The sequence below is a fragment of the Streptomyces chilikensis genome (assembly GCF_001642695.1).
In the GTDB taxonomy this organism is placed as follows: domain Bacteria; phylum Actinomycetota; class Actinomycetes; order Streptomycetales; family Streptomycetaceae; genus Streptomyces; species Streptomyces chilikensis.
The window spans coordinates 223921-238229 of the sequence record NZ_LWCC02000142.1; the positions used below are offsets into that span (position 1 = coordinate 223921).

A 14309-nucleotide genomic window follows, 5' to 3' on the forward strand; every position below is an offset into this window, starting at 1 on the left:
CTCCTGTCCGCGTGCCGTGACTGCTCGGTGTCCCCCGTGGTCCCCCGCTCGATCGGGCACGGCGGAGGCACGGCCGCCTTCTGATCCGCAGCTTCATGGGGAGCGGGCAGCGACGTCCACAGAGGCCGCCATGGGACTTCCAAGAGGCAGCGGCAGGCGGAGGCGGTCACTGCGGTTGCGGTACGGACGCCGGCTCCGGGACTGCGGCAGCTGCGCGACCTGCACAGCGACGATGAGATGGACGACGGCGAACACGGATAGCCGCGGGCCAGTGCAGTCGGAAGCGGTCCGGCTCGGAGTCACCGCCTATGACTCCGGGCCGGACCGCCTTGTGCGTGACGGTGGGTCGAGGCGTCGATGGCCCAAGTGCCTCACCGATGTGGAGCACAGAGCCGTCTCCCTGGCTGGTGTGGAACTACGCGAGCCCTACGGCCGCTTTGGCTCACCTCGAACTCCGGGTCTGCCTCGCCCCGGGCCATGAGCGTGTCCGGCCCTCGGAGCGGCCGAGAGGCAGGAGACCGGGTATCTGGGGCGGCATGAACGAGGGGCGAAAGATCCAGGCGTCAGATCGTGACGTCGAGCCAGTCGAAGATGCGCCACCGCCGAGCGAAGAGCACCGGGGTGGCAGTGAGCGGCGCCGCCTTCCTCCTCGGTGAAGGTCAGGAGCTTCTTCGGCGCGGTGAGGTGCTGGTGCAGCATGCGCGGATCGGGCTCTTCAGTGGCGGAGCAGAACAGGTCGGCGGCTGCTTCGCACACCAGGACGGGGCAGGAGGCCTTCTCCGCGCTTGCGTCGTAGAAGTTGTGGCGGGCGTACTCGGCCAGGAAGGCCCTGTCGGTCGAGGTCCTCATGACGTAGCGGTCATGGTCGCAGGCCCAGCCCGGCCGAGACTGGGCAGGGTCTCGAACCAGAACCGCTGATCGTCCTGGAACATCAGCTGCCGCATCGCGTCTCCCTCTCGAGGAGGGCCCGAAAGGCGCGCGGGGGCCGACCGGTGAGGCGCTGGACGGTGTCGGTGATGCGGTCCTCCGCCCCTTCGGCGATGGCACGGTCCATGCCGGCCAGCATTGCGGCGAACTCCACCGGTACCTGCGTCGTGAGGCGATCGCGCATCTGCTCGTAGGACAGGCGGCGGTGGACCACGGGCCGGCCGGTGACCTCGGTGATGATCGTGGCGATGTCGTCGTGGCTGAGTGCCTCGGGCCCGGTGAGGAGGAGATCGGTGTTGGGGGCCTGCTCGTGGGTCAGGGCGTGGACGGCGACGGCCGCGATGTCCTCGGCGTCGACGAAGCCGACCCGGCCGCTCGCGGTGGCGGTCCAGATGATGCCCTCGTCGCGGATGCTGCGGGCGTGCGCGTGCTCGCCGGTGAAGTTCTGCATGAACCACGAAGGCCGCAGTACCGCCCACTGTTCGAACAGATCGGGCAGGGCCTGGTGCACTGTTCCCACCGCCGGGCCGCCTGCGGGGATGGCCGAGGAGCTCAGCAGCACCGCGCGGCGCACACCGGAGGCGCGGGCCTGATGGAGGAACGGCAGCATGGTCGCCGCGGGGTCGGAGTCGCCCAGGGGCGGTATGAGGTAGACGCGGTCGACGCCGTGGAGGGCGGCCGCGTGGGTGGCGGGGTCGTGCCAGTCGAAGGGGACCGGCTCGGCGCCGGGGACCGGGGTGGCCCGGCGGCTGGCGGCTTTGACGCGGTGGCCCGCGGCCGTCAGCCGTGCGGCGGTGCGGCTGCCGGTGGTGCCGGTGGCGCCGATGACCAAAGTGGTGCCGGTGGTGGTCATCGGCTGCTCCCGGTGAAGTCGGTGCCGGGTTCCTGGACGGCGAGGGGGTTCCAGTAGTCGCGGTAGGAGGTGATGTGCCCGTCGCGAACGGTCACGACGGCGATGTAGGTCATGTCGAAGGGAGCGTCGCTCTCCACCAGGCGGCCGACGCCGCGCATCTCGACCACGATGGTCGCCGGATCGGTGGTCTGGTGGATCCGTAGGTCGGGGAAGTCGTGCAGGTCGATGTGGTCGGGGTAGTGGCGCATGTAGGCGGCGACGGCCTCCTTGCCCTCCAGACGCCGGGGCCAGCCGTCGGGGGCGAAGGGGAACTCCATGAGGCCGTCCTCGGCCCACAGGGCGACCCACGCGGGAATGTCCTTGTCGAGCAGCAGTCGCAGACTGTGGCGGTACAGATCCGCCGGGGAGGTCGGTGCGGACATGGGTATCCTCCAGTCACAGAATCCGGACCTTGGGTCCGCTTCAACGATACGGACCGCCGGTCCGTTTTGCAAAGGGAAGGAGCGGCATGCCCGAACGCCAGTCGTCTCGCAAGGACGCCATCCGCAACCGGGAGGCCGTGCTCGCGGCCGCCGACACCCTCTTCAGCCGCCGTGAGAGTCCCGAGGACGTCACCATGGCCGACGTCGCGGCTGCGGCCGGCGTCGGCAAGGGCACGCTCTTCCGGGCCTTCGGCGATCGCGCCGGGCTGCTCCGCGCGCTGTACGAGGCGCGGCTCGAACCGATCAGGCAGGCCGTCGAGACCGGCCCACCACCCCTGGGACCCGCGACCCCACCGCACGATCGCGTACCCGCCCTCCTCGATGCCGTCCTGTGCTTCAAACTCGACAACCGGCGCCTTGCGCTGGCCCTGGAGGAAGACGGGAGCAGCAGCCCGTACCGGGCGGAGCACTACGAGCGGTGGCACAGCCTGCTCCGAGCCGTACTGGAGCAGATCCCCGGCCTGACCGACAGCGACTTCACCGCCCATGCCCTGCTCGCCGCCACACGAGCCGACCTCGTCGAGCACCTGGCCGGAGAGGAGCGCATGACGCGGGAAGGAATGCGGGCACAGTTGGCGAACTTCGTCACCAGAGTCCTGGCCTCCGGCCCACCGCAAGGGTTGACCGCCGAGGAATGACCGAGGATCGGGCGAGTCCTTGATCAGCGGGGCCTCTCGCAAACGGCTCTCAGAGCCCCTTCTCACACAAACGCGGGCCGGACCACCTTCTGCGACTCGTGTTGTGCGTGGATTCGGGGCTGTGACGGGCACTCAGAACCCCTCTCCGGGCGACGCGGACGACGTCGAGCGCCACCCCTGCCCCCGCTGTGATGTCCAGCCCGGCTCGCCCCGCCGCTCGCGTGGCGGCGCGGTCGCCGGCGCGTACCTCGTCGCTCTCGTCCGCTCCGGCGCCACGTTCGAGAATGTCGTCCTGATCGAGCCCGAGGAGGCGGTGGCCGCGTGAACCGGCCGACGCACGGAACACTGCACCACGTCGAGATCTGGGTTCCCGACCTCGATCGCGCCCTTGCCTCACTCGGCTGGCTGCTTCAGACGCTGGGTTACGCCGTCTCGCAGAACTGGGACACCGGCCGCAGCTGGCTGCTCGGGCCGACCTACCTCGTCCTCGAACAGTCCCCGGCCCTCACCGCCGACCGGTATGACCGCCGCCGCCCCGGGCTGAATCACCTGGCCTTCCACGTCGAAGATGCCACCGCCGTCGAGAAACTCGCCGTCGACGCGGCCCAGCACGGCTGGAGCCTGATGTTCCCCGAACTCCACCCGTACGCCGGCGGACCGCAGCACTATGCGGCCTACCTGGAGAACACCGACGGCTTCGAAGTCGAGCTCGTCGCAATCAACCCACACCCCGACAGGTGAGCTGATCCGATCCACAACTCTTGACCATTGCTCACCCGGCCTGCGCCTCAGCCGGTCTTCCGCTGGGGCCCGCCGCCGAGCGCTGCTGTTCGTGCTTGTTGGTGCCAGCCGCCGCACGCGGTTTTTTGCAAGGGCGACGCTGTGGAGCGAGGGGAGCCGGCCCCGGTGTGGCGGAGGATGGTGTTCATGTGTGCTCTTTTCGACCCTCCTGAGCCTCGCCGCGTCTCGCCGGGCGAGTACCCGGTGTGGGACCAGGCTCTCGCCCTTGTGAACCGGGACCTGGCGGTGACGCTTCCCCAGCTGGAACCCCTGCAACTGCTGGCCCTTCCGCCCTACGACGCGGATGAGCCGGAGAACGTCCACGTCGCCATGGCCAACGGCGAGTGGCACGGCGACTGCCTGGACCCGAACTCGCAGGACGGCCTTGCCTCCGCGCTGGCGGGCGTTGCCGATGCCGCGCAGGAGACTGTCATGGAGCTTCTGTGGCAGGCGTGGCCCCTGTGCCCCGAGCATGGCCTGGGCATGCATCCAAGGGAGGATGCACAGGAGCGACTGTTCTGGTGGTGTGCGGGAGAACGGGCGCGTCGCGGTCCGGCTCATGTCCACGCGGCCGTGGGTGCACTCGACGCTTTGGGAGCGTCGATTCATACACGATCTTGAAAACCGTCGCAGCAGCGATGCCACCAGGAGTCCACCTCCCACTGCCTCCGCGCTGGTAGCAGCGATAACGGCCCCTGACCTGGACATCCGGTCGAGGGCCGCTCTCCTGTCCGTGTGCCGTGACTGTCCGGTGTTCCCCGTGGTCCCCGCTCGATCGGGCACGGCGGGGGGACGGCCACCTTCTGATCTGTAGCTCCCTACGGATCGGTCAGTGACGGTCATACCGGTTGCGCTACGGCTCTGAAAGGACGCTGCCGGTCGTAGTCGGTGGCTGTGGTTGTTGTACTTCGCTGCTGTACAGCACCGGTTCATGGGGACGCGTGGCCCCTTGGACGCCGAGCTGCGACAGCGGTGAGCTGGGCTTCCCGCCAGATCTGGCGGCAGTCAGTCGGAATCAGGGAGCCAGGATCGTGCATCCGCAAGAACAGCTGCCGCGAGGTCAGGAGGCAATTCTGCGGACGCCCAGACCTCCAGTTGGCCATCGGGTGCTTCGAACGAGCGCGACACAGCAATCTCCAGATCGCCACCCAGCTCCGCATACTCCATGCTCCAACAGTCATCGATGATGTTGGTGAAACGAGTTACGGCAAAGCGTCTTCCGGCGAATGTCACGTCACTCATGGCTGTTCATTTCCCCCGGCAACGGTCAGTTCCCCTGGAAGCGATGAGCCGAGTCTCCCACGTGCTTCATCCAGTGTCGGCTGCCTTCTGACCAGCGAAGATCTCGCGACTAGGTCGTGTATCGAAAAACAGATCTCGGCCTGTGAATGATCACGGTTCATGGATCGGGGAGATCTCACGGACGAGCGGTGGGCGGTGCTGGAGCCGTTGTTGCCGAAGGGCATGAGGGCGGGTCGGCCGCCGGTCTGACCTCGGCGGCGGCTGATCGACGGCATACGGTTTCGGGTTCGGACGGGTGTGCCGTGGCGGGACGTGCCTGTCGAGTATGGGCCGTGGGGTCGGGTCCATGACCTGTTCCGCCGGTGGCAGCGGAATGGCACCCGGCACCACATCCTGACCCGGCTCCAGTCCCGGGCCGACGTGCAGAGGGAGATCACGTGGGACCTGAGCGTCGATTCCACGGTGTGTCGTGCCCATCAGCATGCGGCCGGGGCGCGCAAGCAGGGGGCCTACAGAAAGAGCCGCCGGGCGGTGTCTTCACCGAGCCGGGTGATCCCGGGCTGGGACGTTCCCGCGGCGGGTTCACCACCAATCAGAGGGAACGCTGCATGCACACCAACTGCTTCCGCTCATCCCAGGATCGGGTGGCGGTGAAGCCGAGCCGTTCGTACAGAGCGATGGCCCCAGTTCGCCACTCCCACACCGAAAGCCGGACAGTGTGTACCCCGTCCTCCGCGGCTTGGGTGAGCGCAGCGCCGAGCAGGGCCGAGGCAACGCCACGGCCACGGGACTCCGGGTCGGTCCAGAGCCTCTTGATCTCCGCCTGCCCGTTGTTCGGGGAGGTCACCACCAGGCACCCCACAATGGTGTTGTCCAGGAGAGCCACCAGTACGACATCACTGGCGAATGCGGTCCGGGGGTCGGTGATCTCTGCCCGGTAGCGGTCCGGCAGTCCCTGCACGTCGGCTACCGATTCGCCTTTCTCGGCCTCCGTCTGAAGATGGTAGGCGGCCAGCAGCGCGGTCAGGCCGTCCTCGATCGGAGGGGTCTGGCCTGGCCAGCGGACGACAGTAACCTCGCGGTAGTCAGCCATGACACCTCCATCACACCGGAGGTCTTCGCCATGATCAAGACCCTGGCATCGTCAACAACGCTCGTGGGCGATACACCTAGCACGCGTGGGCCAGGGCATGGCGTAGCAACCACCCGCCGACCCCGCTCCCGTCCCGTATGCCTGGGCCGAGGGCATACGGGATGGGAGCTCCCCCGCATCAGCCGCACTCGGCCGGCACTCACGGGCGGCGCCCCGCCATCTCGGAGCCTGAGCGCCTCCGCCGGAGGCATGCCCTTCACCGCGGCCCCGCTCATGCGGTACTCGCCTCACCGCCTGGCCCTGCTCCTTCCACGGGGCGGCTTTCGTCCCGCGAACACGGTGCGACAGATCAGGACGACGGGCCTCTTGGAGAAGATCTTCGACTGCGCGGACTCCTCCGTCGAGGACATCCGGGAGCGGATCTCCTCGCGGAAGCGGACCGGCCTGTAGCCGAGTTCGGCCAGCCTGGCGTAGATGCCTCCAGGTCCGCTGTTCCCCTGGGTGAGAGCCGAGCCCGCGACCACAGTGGTGGGCAGGTAGCTTGTTGCGAAGAGGACCGGCTTGCCGTCCAGGACGAGGCGTCGGCACCTGACACAGACCGTCTCGTCGTCCTCCAGGTCGAGGACTGTCTTGATGTGCCCGGGGGCGTCCTCCTCGGAGACGGGCACCCGGCCTGACTCTGTGGATGTATGCCCACCCCATGCCGAGCAGCCGTCAGCGCACCCGAAAAGCCGTGGCTGCCGTCCTCGAGGGCGCATACGCTCCCGTTCGCTGAGGCAGGAAGGCGAGATGTCCGACGAGAAGTCCACCGATCACTACACGCTGCTCTGCGACGACCCGTCCCACGAGGTGGTGCTCATCGACTGCGGGCCCCGCGAGACGGATGCGATCCGAGCCGTGCGAAAGGTGACCGGGGTGAGCTTGTGGCACAGCCGGCTGCTGGCGCGCCAGGCCCCCGTCACCCTCCTTGAAGGGCTGTCCGCGTACAGGGCCCAGTCCGCTGTCGCCGTGCTCCGGAGCGCCGGCGCCAGAGCGGAGTGGAGACAGGAGCCGGAGCCCTGAGAGCGCACGGCCCCTCGCCTCGACGGTCCGGAGACGGCGCGCCGGCCGCGTTGCCCCGGTAGTGGTAGCGCACCCGCTTGCGCAGGTTCTGCGTACTGGTCCGGTTCGCCATGTACCGCGGGGCTGTCCCGACGTACAGCAGGCGCCCGGCCTCCAGGTCGGGGTGGGGCGACTGCTCGAAGTGCCACCCGTAGGCCCCTGCCGCCGCCGGGACAGGACTCGGACGAACCAAGACCTCCCGCGCCGACCACAACTGATCGGGACTGACAAGAGCGGTGGCTTCCACGGCACCTCCAGGCGCACGTCGGCTGACCGCCGCAGGCCACTGGTCGCCACTGACAGAGCATCCCCCGCCTGTGTAGCCGTGTGACCACCGCTTCACAGTCCACTCCGACGTCCTCGGCAGGCGGCTGCTGTGAGGCTTGGGCTGATGTCTGCGGCTGTCCGAACTCGTCGGCATCCGGCACTGTTGATGTCAGCCATGGATGTCAGGTGCCCCGCTTGGTCCGGCTACGGACGACGGTAGGCGACACGGTCGACACCGGGTGTGGGGGTCCGCGACAGATTCATGTAACACGGGTGGTCGGGGTCGCCTACCTCCATGAGCACGAACAGATCGACTTCGTGATCGGCGAAGCGATGGAGGTGCTGCAAAAAGAGTTCCAGCTCCTCGTCGGAGAGAGGCTCGCCATTTCGCTCGTTTCGCACTCCCCCACCCTACGGCTGGCCTGGGTGGCAGGAGCCTTCGTCCCGAGGTAACTCGTGGAGGGCGCTGTCCGCTGGAAACGGCTGCCAGGTTCAGTGCGGGACGGCGGAGGAGAACGCGGGACTGCCGTTGCCCGGCGGTGTCACGGGCAGGTGGGCGGTGATCAGTTTCCCTGTGGCACGCAGGGCGACGACGACTTTCTCGCTGACGGTCTGGACCAGGTGCAGGCCGTGGCCGCCGATACGGCGCGGGTCGGCCTTCTCCGGTGCCGGCTGTTCGGTGGAGCTGTCCCATACGGTGATCGTCAGCTCCTGCTCGGACATCCGCAGGGTCATCCCGCAGGTGCCCGGAGCGTGCCGGATGGCATTGGTGACCAACTCGCTCGTGGCGAGTTCGGCGTCCATGGCCAGAGCGGGCGGTACCGCTGCGTGGCCGGCCCGCGGGGCGTGGGTGAGGAATGTGCGTACGGCTCGACGGGCGTCTGCGGCCCGAGCCGCACCCTCTGCCCAGATTGCGGCGTAGCGCAGCGGGGTCTTCTCGTCCGTACCGTCTGTCGTTTGCTTGTTCAGCGGGACGACCATGTCGGTTTCCCTCAGTATGCTCGCCGTTCAGTGGGGGGTTGCGCTTCTGTCGCGTACCCAGGAGCCGGGGGCGTATACCACGGGACCGCCCGATGCCGCCCATCGGGGGTGCCCTCCGCTCCTCGCCGGTCAGGGCTGTGTGGCGGCGTCGCTGTCGGGGTGGATGGGGAAGATCTGGTCGAGGCCGACCATGCGCAGCACGCGGAGGGTGGGGGCGGGGACGGTTGCGAGTACGACGTCGGCGTGGGCGGCGCGGGCGTGGTGATGGGCGACGATCAGGGCGGTGATGCCGCTCGAGTCGCAGAACTCCATGCCGGTCAGGTCCAGGGCGAGGCGCTGGCCCGGCTTGAGGGTGAGGGTGGTGATCAGTTTGCGGAGTTCGCCGGCGGTGGTGTGGTCGAGGTCGCCGTTGATCTCCGGAACGGGTCCGGTTGTGGCGTCTCGGGCGGTGGTCTTCAGCGTGCTCATCCGGTGGCTTCGGTGGTATCTCACTCCGCTTCCACGCTCGAACGGGCGAGTCCGCCACCGCCCGGGCAGGTCGGCCGGACCTGTACCTCTTCAGCCGGTCGGACGGCATGCATGGCTTCAACCGCACACGTCGCGACCGGGGGGCCGGTGCCGGCTCGGGGACGGCACTTTCAGCAGTCCTCGTCTGCCGGTCTCCAGGGCTGTCGCCGCATCGAGAGACCGCGGGCGTGGCCGGGACCGGGCTCGTCCATATCAGAGCGTGCCCGCGCAGGTCGCGTGCCGGCTCGCCGCCGGTCTGGTCGAGCAGACCATGGCCGCATGCTGGTTCGCCGGCGCCCGCGACATCGCCGGCACCACCGCGGCGCAGGTCGGGCGGGCCGCCCTCCCACGCACTGCTCCTCGCCCACCTCCAGCAGGCCACCTTTTCCCGGTGCGGCGGTCGATCTCCAGCAGCAGGCCACTGTGTCACGGCCCTGAGCACTGGGCCCGGTCGGAGCCTTAGCCTGCCGCGTTGTCGACCCGCATGCGCACCTGTTCCTCCAGACGTCGCAGGCTGTCTTCCAGGGCCTCGTTGACCGCGCGTTCGCCCGGGTCGTGGCCCTCGTCGAAGAAGGACAGGTGGATGGTTACCTCGCTGGCGCCGCTGCCGATGCCCGCCACCTGAAGCCAGCCGGTGTAAGTGCCCTGCTCGCGGGTGCCCCACTCCAGGCGCATCTGGTCCGGTTCGGCTTGCAGCAGGGCGGACACGTTCTGGTCGGAGAGATCGTCGTGCACGGTCGCGGCAGGTGGGTCCTGGACGTGCACGTGCAGTGTGTCCGGCAGCCAGGCGTCGAGCTGGCCGGCATTGGCCGCTTGGTCGAAGACGTGCTCGGGCTGCGCAGGCATCGTGCGGGAGCGTTCGTACTCGGACATCGTGGGGGCGCCCCTTCCGGCCGGAAGTCGTACCCCGACTGCGTGCCCATTCCACGGCGCCGATAACGGGTGTCTCTTCCACGTCCGCCGAAAGGGGGACCCGCGGACTCAGCCGGCCGCGCGCGCCCTGGTCGCTCATGGTGGTCCGGGTCGGCCTCCACCTGCCGCCGGGGCCACCCGTGGTCGAGGTCAGCCCCAGCCGCTCGCTGGCCGCCGCGTGCCGCCGCTGCGGTCCACCGTCACCGCGAAGGAGGAGGACCTGCTGGAGCTGGCCGCCCCGGCATGATCAGAGGAACGATCACCGCGACACCGAATCCGGCTGCGAGCTGGGCAGGCGTGTGTCCCATTCGCAGGTGGGCCAGAGCCGGCAGAGCCTGGCGGCCGGTACTCAGACGCCTCCAGCGGGAGCCGATCACACGGCGGCGCTGCCGCAGGCGGGCGGACAGGAAGCGCAGGGCAGAGCAGGATACGTTGATGCGATGGGGTCTCCCCTGCTCGAGCGGAGCCGAGAGCTTGGGGAAGGGCGGACAAGCATGCGAAGCCTCTGGTGGAGACGGTTCTCTTGGTCGAAAACCCATCCACCAGGAGCTTCACCTCGTCGTCGGCCCAACCGGCGGGTTCCTGCCGGACGTTGGAAAGGGCTCAGTGGCCCCAGGACGCCGAATGGCTTGAGACCACGCTCCTTCCACTCGTCATACCGGCGCTCGAAAGGGCCCACTGCAGCCAATTTCGTGCGCGCGGAGAACACTTCGACGGCGCTGTCGGACAAGCATCGTTCGCACGGATCCGTAACTTCTACGCGCAAGGGTCTGTCCGCAACTGGCGGTCCCATGAGCCGTATCAAGGGAGTGAGTCATGAGTTCTCAGATGAAGGCATTCGGGTTCGGCATGCCGTGGGAGTCGTTGTACGGGTACAGCCAGGCCACTCAGGTCGGTGACACGGTTTACGTGTCGGGGCAGCTGTCTCATGACCGTCACGGCAACTTCGTGGGTGCCGGCGACTTCGAACTGCAGGTCCGCACCACGCTGGAGAATCTGGACCTGGTGCTGAGGCACTTCGGGGCCGAGCGTGGTCAGATAGCAGAGACCACGGTTCTGGTGAGAGGACTGCGGGAGAACTTCGACACGACAGCACGCCTCCATGCCGAGTACTTCGGGGAGCACCGGCCCGCCAGCACGGTCATGGGCGTTTCCGACCTGGCACTGCCGGAGCAGCTCGTCGAGATCGGCGCGCTCGTGCGTCTCGATGTGAAGCCATAGGCGAGGAGGCCGGCCCGCTTCCTTCGGTGAATCTCTTTCATCCTGCCCTGCAGGGGCGGAAAGGCCTGATCAGCGCGGGTGGTGACGTGGCAGAGCCCCTCGTCGCCGGTGTGGTGATCTCACCCGTCACACCGGCGATCGAGGGGCTCTGCGGTTCCGTGTCCTTCCACGCCCGACGTGCGCCATGAGCTCGTGGAGCACGTCTCGTGGCTCTTCCCCTGCCCGACGGTGTGGACTGCTCGCCAGGGCGGAAGCTGAGCTGCTTCGAACAAGCACTGCTCGCCCTGGCCCACCTGCGCATGAGCGCGACGGTCGCCCAGGCGGGAAAAGGGGTGCGTGGTGTCCGAGACGACGGCGTGGCGATACGTGGACGAGACGCTCGAAATCCCGGCCGCCTGGGCGCCGGGCCTGCATGAGGCGCTGGTGGGCCTGGGCGAAGGCGACGTCGTCGTCGTCGACGGGATCCTGATTCCCACCGACAGGGCGGCGCGGACGAGCCGTACCACTCGATGAAACACTGCCGGCACGAGATGAACGTGCAGCTCACCGCCCCTCCGCTCCGGCTTCTCCCGCGCGACGCCAGGACGCACTCATGACCTGACCGCAGCCCGCGCCCACGGCATCGTCCATGCCTCGAGCCCTGCAGGCAGTACAACCGCGGCCATGCCCGCCTGCGCGCCTCGGGTGAACCTGCCTCCGCCCGGTTGAGGTCCTGACGGGCGCTGCGCGGAGTCCGCTGCTCACCCCGGCGCACCAGCCGCACTGTCCAAGCCGTCCGCATGCCCTTGACCTGCGACTACATAGGACGAAAGAGGTTCATTGGTGCAATCGCCACAAGAATGTGACGATGGGGAGGCGCCCGCGCCGAAGCGCCTCCCCATGCCTGAGCGGTTGGGTCAGAAGATCGGCGTGTGCGCTTGGATGTCGGCGAGACCTTCTTCCATGGTCATCGACGGCAGCACGTGGACGCGGTTCCAATGGGGGAGACGAGCCTCCACCAGGAAGCGGTCGACATTCTCGGCCTTGTCGGACCGTACGACCACGACGACCATGTGCTCACGATTGACAAAGGGGCCGGCCACGATGTCGACGCCTGCCTCCTGGGCGAGGTTCAACATGTGGGGGGCGGTCTTGAGCATCAGGTCGCGCGTCGCCGCGTTGGCGGTCGGACAGATTTCCGGATCATGGGTCGCGAGCAGGACAAAGTGCATCTCACGGCTCCCTTTTCGCTAGGGGCCCGTTGATTCCAGGCTAAATCGCCTGGAAGTGCTCCGCGAGTGCGGCAAAGAGGCCGATCGCCGTGACCTCGGCAAGACGATCCGCCTACGGCTCCGCCCGGAGCGAAGCACCCCGCAGAGGTCCTCAGCACCGGGGCGGCGGTGGCGAAGTTCGCTGAGCACGAGCTCGTCGACAGCCCTGACATCCTACGAGAAGCTGTCGCATTCGCCCAGGACGACCACCAGCTTGTCCGTTGTCGAGGAAGAATAGGGGTTCCCCGTTCGCGGACAGTTGATCTCCCTGCCGGCCGAGGCGGTGCCGTGGCTGTCCTGGGGGCCGGATAGGTTGCCGGAATGACTGACACGGACCCGCTGGTGCCTGTCCTCGCCGGACTGGTCGTCGACGTCGTTCGGTTCCTCGACAGCTGTGAGGACGACGAGGTCGACCCCGACTCCGCCGTGAAGATGATGGAGAGCGTGGGCTGGGTGCTGACGCGGCTGCCGCAGGACCAGCGCGACCGCTTCCTGAAGGTGCTCGCGGACCTGGCCGAGGCCGAGCAGGACCCCGGGCGGCGGGAGTTCTTGCAGGGCTTCCCCTTCGCCTGCGGCCTGGTCGAAGAAGAGCCAGGGGACTCAGGCCGAACCGAATCCTGACCGGGCGGAGGTGCCCTGGCTGCAACGGATCGGTTCGCTGCGGTCGTGCTCGCCCTGATGGTCCAGGATCGACAACAGGTCTCCGCTGCGAACCGGCCGACGGTTGCTGCGGTGCCGAGCGCGCGGTCGACGCCAGCGGTCCCGTAGAACTTGGCCGGGGCGACCGCGTCGGCCGTCTTCGTCCTGATCCGGCGGACGCCGGTCGCCGCGGCCCTCGCGCTCGCCGAACGCACTCCACCAGCCGTGGCCATGGCAGCTCCGCCATCCGGGCCGCCCGGGTTGTCGTCGGTGGCCCGGGCCTCGTCGCCGGGGAAGCGGTGGCCGAACTCGGGATCGACCACCGCAAGAAGCGCGGCTCCCGAGGCAGTCGGCTTCCCGAGGCCGACGCCGAGGACCACAAGGACCGGCATGCCGTGGAGTGCGGCGTCAACCGCATCGAGAGGAACCGGGCTGTGGCCACGAGATACGACAAGCTCGATGGCCGCTGCGAGGTCACTGCCCTCGTAGCGGCCATCGATGAGTGGCGGTGACCGGCCCATTCAGGGATGGCGGCCGGACAGCCTGCGGAGTCCTAACGGTTCAGGGGTTGACGGCATGTTCGACGAACTGGCCGCAGGCGCGGAATCCCAGGCGGCGGTAGACGGGCTCGCCTTCGGCCGACGCCTGCAGGACCGCGATGCGGTGGCCTTGCTCGCGGGCCGCATGGAGGGCCGCGAGCGTGATGGCGCCGCCGTAGCCGCGCCGGCGGTGGGCGGCCAGGGTGGAGATGTTGTAGATGCCGATGACTCCCGCGTGGTGGAACAGCTCGGCTGAGCAGACCGGACGGTTCTCCACGTAGCCCACCAGGTACCGGGCCGGGCAGGTCGCGGCCAGGACCTGCGGAGCGGCCCGGGCGAAGAAGCGTCGGACGGTTTCGGCGGGCGGGTCCCAGTTCGCGGCGAGGACCGTGGCGTAGTCGGCGAGTCGTCCGGGTGTGGTCACGCTCCGGACGTCCAGTCCCGGAATCGCGGGAGGCGGCGGGATGGCGTCCAGCTCGGCCCACATCGCCGTCTCGCGTTCGGACACCGGTAGACCGGCCGCCGTCAGGCGGGCGGTGAGGTCCACCGGTGCCGAGGCGGGCCCCACCCACCAGGAGAAGGGACGGCCGGTGAGGGCCAGTGTTTCGGCGGTCTCGGTGATGCGGACCGTGACGTCGTCGGTGGTGAAGCGGGCCGCGGCGACGATGTTGAACGTGTCGTCGTCCAAACCGCTGTCCGCGACCAAGAGGTCGTCAGCCTCTGTGACGGTCGCTCCGGCCATGCTCCGGTGCAGGTGACAGGCGTGTTCCGCCAGGTTCCGTTCCATCCTGCCCGGCAAGTCGGCGCCGTCAATGAAATGATCATTCACGGTGATCGATCCCAGCACGACCAGACGAAGACCGCATGCCATTTCAGG

At 68.3% G+C, this 14309-nt stretch carries 18 protein-coding genes and 3 pseudogenes; 10 read left to right on the forward strand and 11 right to left on the reverse strand.

The window, feature by feature from the left end:
- Nucleotides 1-931: 931 nt before the first annotated feature.
- Both A2U95_RS28575 and A2U95_RS28580 read right to left on the reverse strand, forming a co-directional pair.
- On the reverse strand, nucleotides 932-1780 hold the full coding sequence (locus tag A2U95_RS28575; RefSeq protein ID WP_166028267.1) for an NmrA family NAD(P)-binding protein: 849 nt from the start codon (nucleotides 1778-1780) through the stop codon (nucleotides 932-934).
- Nucleotides 1777-2202 carry a nuclear transport factor 2 family protein gene (locus tag A2U95_RS28580; protein ID WP_166028269.1) on the reverse strand — a complete coding sequence of 142 codons (426 nt, stop codon included), beginning with the start codon at nucleotides 2200-2202 and terminating at the stop codon, nucleotides 1777-1779. Before A2U95_RS28580 ends, A2U95_RS28575 begins: the two co-directional genes overlap by 4 nt.
- A gap of 86 nt (nucleotides 2203-2288) precedes the next feature.
- On the opposite strand from A2U95_RS28580, the gene A2U95_RS28585 reads away from it, so the two are divergent.
- The 4 genes from A2U95_RS28585 to A2U95_RS28600 all read left to right on the forward strand — a co-directional run bounded on the left by A2U95_RS28585 (nucleotide 2289) and on the right by A2U95_RS28600 (nucleotide 4301).
- Nucleotides 2289-2900 (forward strand): TetR/AcrR family transcriptional regulator, encoded by a 612-nt coding sequence (locus A2U95_RS28585; RefSeq protein ID WP_166028271.1) that lies wholly within the window; start codon nucleotides 2289-2291, stop codon nucleotides 2898-2900.
- Nucleotides 2901-3021: 121 nt separating this feature from the next.
- A complete protein-coding gene (locus A2U95_RS33105; RefSeq protein WP_166028272.1) occupies nucleotides 3022-3225 on the forward strand; it encodes a hypothetical protein in 204 nt (67 codons plus the stop codon).
- Nucleotides 3222-3641 carry a VOC family protein gene (locus A2U95_RS28595; protein ID WP_166028274.1) on the forward strand — a complete coding sequence of 140 codons (420 nt, stop codon included), beginning with the start codon at nucleotides 3222-3224 and terminating at the stop codon, nucleotides 3639-3641. Before A2U95_RS33105 ends, A2U95_RS28595 begins: the two co-directional genes overlap by 4 nt.
- Nucleotides 3642-3827: 186 nt before the next feature.
- Complete coding sequence (locus A2U95_RS28600) at nucleotides 3828-4301, forward strand: hypothetical protein (RefSeq protein ID WP_166028276.1); 474 nt, start codon at nucleotides 3828-3830, stop codon at nucleotides 4299-4301.
- A gap of 384 nt (nucleotides 4302-4685) precedes the next feature.
- On the opposite strand, the gene A2U95_RS28605 is transcribed toward A2U95_RS28600, so the two are convergent.
- Nucleotides 4686-4922 (reverse strand): hypothetical protein, encoded by a 237-nt coding sequence (locus A2U95_RS28605; protein ID WP_166028278.1) that lies wholly within the window; start codon nucleotides 4920-4922, stop codon nucleotides 4686-4688.
- A gap of 159 nt (nucleotides 4923-5081) precedes the next feature.
- Here A2U95_RS28605 and A2U95_RS33895 point away from each other — a divergent pair.
- Nucleotides 5082-5512: pseudogene (locus A2U95_RS33895) on the forward strand (IS5 family transposase); the annotation flags it as partial.
- Nucleotides 5513-5514: 2 nt separating this feature from the next.
- Here A2U95_RS33895 and A2U95_RS28615 read toward each other — a convergent pair.
- Entirely contained in the window at nucleotides 5515-6015 is a 501-nt protein-coding gene (locus tag A2U95_RS28615; protein WP_166028280.1) for a GNAT family N-acetyltransferase, read from the reverse strand.
- Nucleotides 6016-6302: 287 nt separating this feature from the next.
- Nucleotides 6303-6683, reverse strand: coding sequence for a UTRA domain-containing protein (locus A2U95_RS28620; protein ID WP_420857069.1), 381 nt, complete (start codon nucleotides 6681-6683; stop codon nucleotides 6303-6305).
- A gap of 121 nt (nucleotides 6684-6804) precedes the next feature.
- Here A2U95_RS28620 and A2U95_RS28625 point away from each other — a divergent pair, with 121 nt between their 5' ends.
- On the forward strand, nucleotides 6805-7077 hold the full coding sequence (locus A2U95_RS28625; RefSeq protein ID WP_166028282.1) for a ribosomal protein L7/L12: 273 nt from the start codon (nucleotides 6805-6807) through the stop codon (nucleotides 7075-7077).
- Between the two features lie 798 nt (nucleotides 7078-7875).
- Here the strand turns inward: A2U95_RS28625 and A2U95_RS28630 are convergent.
- From A2U95_RS28630 to A2U95_RS28645, 4 genes and pseudogenes are all read right to left on the reverse strand, one after another.
- The gene (locus A2U95_RS28630) at nucleotides 7876-8364 is read right to left on the reverse strand and encodes an ATP-binding protein (RefSeq protein WP_166028284.1); all 489 of its coding nucleotides are present in this window, start codon (nucleotides 8362-8364) and stop codon (nucleotides 7876-7878) included.
- A gap of 129 nt (nucleotides 8365-8493) precedes the next feature.
- Nucleotides 8494-8832, reverse strand: a complete 339-nt coding sequence (locus A2U95_RS28635; RefSeq protein ID WP_166028286.1) for an STAS domain-containing protein — start codon at nucleotides 8830-8832, stop codon at nucleotides 8494-8496.
- A 498-nt stretch (nucleotides 8833-9330) separates the two neighbouring features.
- Entirely contained in the window at nucleotides 9331-9744 is a 414-nt protein-coding gene (locus tag A2U95_RS28640) for an SRPBCC family protein (protein ID WP_166028288.1), read from the reverse strand.
- 305 nt (nucleotides 9745-10049) lie between these two features.
- Nucleotides 10050-10220, reverse strand: a pseudogene (locus tag A2U95_RS28645) (IS5/IS1182 family transposase); the annotation flags it as partial.
- A gap of 379 nt (nucleotides 10221-10599) precedes the next feature.
- Here A2U95_RS28645 and A2U95_RS28650 point away from each other — a divergent pair.
- Together A2U95_RS28650 and A2U95_RS28655 are read left to right on the forward strand one after the other, a co-directional pair.
- On the forward strand, nucleotides 10600-11004 hold the full coding sequence (locus A2U95_RS28650; protein WP_166028290.1) for a RidA family protein: 405 nt from the start codon (nucleotides 10600-10602) through the stop codon (nucleotides 11002-11004).
- 110 nt (nucleotides 11005-11114) lie between these two features.
- Nucleotides 11115-11849: pseudogene (locus A2U95_RS28655) on the forward strand (transposase family protein).
- A 51-nt stretch (nucleotides 11850-11900) separates the two neighbouring features.
- On the opposite strand, the gene A2U95_RS28660 reads toward A2U95_RS28655, so the two are convergent.
- Entirely contained in the window at nucleotides 11901-12215 is a 315-nt protein-coding gene (locus A2U95_RS28660) for a hypothetical protein (protein ID WP_166028292.1), read from the reverse strand.
- Between the two features lie 360 nt (nucleotides 12216-12575).
- On the opposite strand from A2U95_RS28660, the gene A2U95_RS28665 reads away from it, so the two are divergent.
- Both A2U95_RS28665 and A2U95_RS28670 read left to right on the forward strand, forming a co-directional pair.
- Nucleotides 12576-12875 (forward strand): hypothetical protein, encoded by a 300-nt coding sequence (locus A2U95_RS28665; RefSeq protein WP_166028294.1) that lies wholly within the window; start codon nucleotides 12576-12578, stop codon nucleotides 12873-12875.
- Nucleotides 12876-13192: 317 nt separating this feature from the next.
- A complete protein-coding gene (locus tag A2U95_RS28670) occupies nucleotides 13193-13405 on the forward strand; it encodes a hypothetical protein (protein ID WP_166028296.1) in 213 nt (70 codons plus the stop codon).
- A gap of 49 nt (nucleotides 13406-13454) precedes the next feature.
- Here the strand turns inward: A2U95_RS28670 and A2U95_RS28675 are convergent, their stop codons facing one another.
- Nucleotides 13455-14219, reverse strand: coding sequence for a GNAT family N-acetyltransferase (locus tag A2U95_RS28675; protein WP_166028298.1), 765 nt, complete (start codon nucleotides 14217-14219; stop codon nucleotides 13455-13457).
- Nucleotides 14220-14309: the final 90 nt, after the last annotated feature.

What these genes read in the sequence shown, in the direction of transcription:
- A2U95_RS28575 (WP_166028267.1), bottom strand. Translation starts at nt 1,780, where the DNA reads ATGACCACCACCGGCACCACTTTGGTCATCGGCGCCACCGGCACCACC.
- A2U95_RS28580 (WP_166028269.1), bottom strand. Translation starts at nt 2,202, where the DNA reads ATGTCCGCACCGACCTCCCCGGCGGATCTGTACCGCCACAGTCTGCGA.
- A2U95_RS28585 (WP_166028271.1), top strand. Translation starts at nt 2,289, where the DNA reads ATGCCCGAACGCCAGTCGTCTCGCAAGGACGCCATCCGCAACCGGGAG.
- A2U95_RS28600 (WP_166028276.1), top strand. Translation starts at nt 3,828, where the DNA reads ATGTGTGCTCTTTTCGACCCTCCTGAGCCTCGCCGCGTCTCGCCGGGC.
- A2U95_RS28605 (WP_166028278.1), bottom strand. Translation starts at nt 4,922, where the DNA reads ATGAGTGACGTGACATTCGCCGGAAGACGCTTTGCCGTAACTCGTTTC.
- A2U95_RS28615 (WP_166028280.1), bottom strand. Translation starts at nt 6,015, where the DNA reads ATGGCTGACTACCGCGAGGTTACTGTCGTCCGCTGGCCAGGCCAGACC.
- A2U95_RS28625 (WP_166028282.1), top strand. Translation starts at nt 6,805, where the DNA reads ATGTCCGACGAGAAGTCCACCGATCACTACACGCTGCTCTGCGACGAC.
- A2U95_RS28630 (WP_166028284.1), bottom strand. Translation starts at nt 8,364, where the DNA reads ATGGTCGTCCCGCTGAACAAGCAAACGACAGACGGTACGGACGAGAAG.
- A2U95_RS28635 (WP_166028286.1), bottom strand. Translation starts at nt 8,832, where the DNA reads ATGAGCACGCTGAAGACCACCGCCCGAGACGCCACAACCGGACCCGTT.
- A2U95_RS28640 (WP_166028288.1), bottom strand. Translation starts at nt 9,744, where the DNA reads ATGTCCGAGTACGAACGCTCCCGCACGATGCCTGCGCAGCCCGAGCAC.
- A2U95_RS28650 (WP_166028290.1), top strand. Translation starts at nt 10,600, where the DNA reads ATGAGTTCTCAGATGAAGGCATTCGGGTTCGGCATGCCGTGGGAGTCG.
- A2U95_RS28660 (WP_166028292.1), bottom strand. Translation starts at nt 12,215, where the DNA reads ATGCACTTTGTCCTGCTCGCGACCCATGATCCGGAAATCTGTCCGACC.
- A2U95_RS28665 (WP_166028294.1), top strand. Translation starts at nt 12,576, where the DNA reads ATGACTGACACGGACCCGCTGGTGCCTGTCCTCGCCGGACTGGTCGTC.
- A2U95_RS28675 (WP_166028298.1), bottom strand. Translation starts at nt 14,219, where the DNA reads ATGGAACGGAACCTGGCGGAACACGCCTGTCACCTGCACCGGAGCATG.